General features: G+C 73.8%; 2 protein-coding genes. One reads left to right on the forward strand and one right to left on the reverse strand.

The genetic code is table 11. The annotated features are described in order from the left end of the window. Positions 1-197: 197 nt before the first annotated feature. A complete protein-coding gene (locus FNQ90_RS26850; RefSeq protein WP_194432703.1) occupies positions 198-680 on the reverse strand; it encodes a DUF7848 domain-containing protein in 483 nt (160 codons plus the stop codon). Between the two features lie 323 nt (positions 681-1,003). Here FNQ90_RS26850 and FNQ90_RS19755 point away from each other — a divergent pair, with 323 nt between their 5' ends. After that, positions 1,004-2,389 (forward strand): hypothetical protein, encoded by a 1,386-nt coding sequence (locus tag FNQ90_RS19755; RefSeq protein WP_182607590.1) that lies wholly within the window; start codon positions 1,004-1,006, stop codon positions 2,387-2,389. Positions 2,390-2,426 lie beyond the last annotated feature (37 nt).

The raw sequence follows: 2,426 nt of genomic DNA on the forward strand, positions 1-2,426 counted from the left end.
TTGTGTATAAGAGACAGCCCGTACTTGAATGGAGCCGCAGGATTACCGACCGCCGGAAACCCGTCTTCCGGTGAACCGGGCATCGGCGGCCCCGTGCCGGGATCGGTGTCGAGGCTCCCCCGGCACCTCCCCGGGGCCCCGGGGAGGTGCCGGTGACCGTGCGCGGCGCCGCCGAACACCCGCGCCGGGACGGGCGGTCACCGACACTCGTCGGGGACCGCCCGGTAGGGGCGGGTGATGATCTCGCGGAACGACACATGTCCCGGCCGGGAACGCAGATGGGCGAGCATCCACCGCGAGGTCGCCCCCGCGTCCGGGCCGGCCGGGCCGGAGAGGCCGCACACCGCGCACCGGGCGGAGAAGAGGAGCGGCTCGGCGTCGGGCCCCGCGTCGGGCTCGATCGAGTACCCCGGGGACCGGGAGCAGCAATCCGATGTCCCGGCTTCCCCGACCTTCCCGGCCTCCCCCGTCTCTTTCGCCCCGCCGTCGGTCGTCGCCTCCGGTGTCGGGCCCCGGTCCCGGCGGGACGGCGCCTCCGGGAGCGACTCCGGCCCGCAGGGCGTCCTGCCGCAGCTGTACAGCGGCTCCCCCGTACCGTCCCGTCCCGCCTCGCGACCGGGCTGCACCAACTCCCCGCACCAGGCACAGCGACGCAGCCCCCGCACCGGCTCGGAGAGCATCGGCACGAACGCCGGGCGGCGACGCGGCGCCTGCTTCCCCGCTCTCCCGGTCTCCCCACCTCTCCCGTTCTCCCGGCCGCCTCCGCCTCCCGGTCCGTTTCCGCCTCCCGGCCCGTTTCCGCCTCCCGGCCCGTTTCCGTCCCGCCGTCCGCTGCGGGCTTCCCCCTCGAAGCCCGGACAGGTCCTCATCCTCGAACCCCCTTCGGTCGCCCCACACCGCGTGACACCTTGAGTACACACGACGCTACGCTGTGCCATCAATGATCCGTGGCCCCGGATGCGTTCAACGGGGTTTACGGCTCCTCGGCGAGAGTGGAGGACAGGTGGCTCGACCGCGCGCCCGCAACGAAGCGCTGGTGAACGCCCTTCGGGAGGCGGGGCTGACCTACGACCGGCTGGCCTTCGAGGTGCGGGCCGTGGCGAGGACGGCGGGCGAGGAACTGCGGACCAACAAGAGTGCCGTGGCGCACTGGGTGGGCGGGGTCGAACCACACCCCCGCACGACCACTTACATCATTGAGGCCGTCTCCCGCGCGCTCGGGCGTGAGGTCACACCCTCCGAACTCGGTTTCGAGGAACCGGGAGACGAGGATCGATCCCGGGTATCGCTCGGCATGTGCCCGGGAGCCGATCCCGTGGAAGTGCTACGACTCATCGGGGAGGCCGACATCCATCGCAGGCGTTTGCTCACCAACACGGCCTACAGCGTCGCGGCGGCCGGCCTCCCCCTCGGGATCGAACGGGCCATCCCGGGGCAACGGCGGGAGGGGTCCGGCGGCTTCCACGCCGGCCGTTCCGAGATCGAGGCGGTCCGGGAGATGACACGGCTGTTCACCCGGATCGACGAACGACACGGCGGACAACACGGCCGCGCGGCGGTGGTGCAGTACCTGACCACCGACGTGGTCCGGTTGTGCCGTGCCTCCTTCAGCCGGGAGTCCGACCGCGCGGCGATGCTCGGGGCCGCCGCCGAGGTCGCCTACCTCTGCGGGTGGAAGGCCTACGACGCCGGGGAGCACGGCCTGGCCCAGCGCTATCAGCTCCAGGCGTACGAACTCACCAGGGAGGCCGGGGACGAGGCCCACCAGGCGTTCGTCCTGCGCATCCTCGCCCACAACGGCATGGACGTCAGGCGCCCGGAGCACACCCTCGACCTGGCGGACGCGGCGCTGGCCCGGGTGCGGGGCAGGGTCGGGCCGACGGCCGAGGCACTGTTCGCGGTCACCCGGGCCAGGGCCCTGGCGAACGCGGGCCGGTCGGCCGAGGCGGCCCGCCAGTTGCGGGCCGCGCAGGATCTCGTGCTGCGCGGGGAGGAGGCCGAACTGCCGCACTGGGCCGCTCTGTGGGGAAGCGCCCGGGCCTGCGTGTCCAGTCACGCGGCCAAGACCGTGCGCGGGATGGGTGACCACGTGGCCGCCGAACGCCACTACGCCGCCGCCGCGCGCTCCCGCCCCGGTCCCGAGTACCAGCGGATCACCGCCCTGACCCTCGCCGCGCAGGGTGGGGAGCAGGCCGCGATGGGTCATCTGGAGCAGGCGTGCGGGACCTGGGGGCGGGCGCTGGAACTGCTGGAAGGGGTGCGCTCGGCGCGGGCGGTGGACGCCGTGGACGGGATGCGGCGCGCCCTCGCCCCGCTGCGCGGTCGGGGCGCGCGGGTGGCGGAGGAACTGGAGGAACGCGCCCGTGCGTGGCGCGCGGCCCACGCGTGAGGGAGCACCGCCGGAGCGGCACCGGGAGGCCGAACGG

This window comes from Streptomyces alkaliphilus (assembly GCF_014141535.1).
Lineage (GTDB): Bacteria > Actinomycetota > Actinomycetes > Streptomycetales > Streptomycetaceae > Streptomyces > Streptomyces alkaliphilus.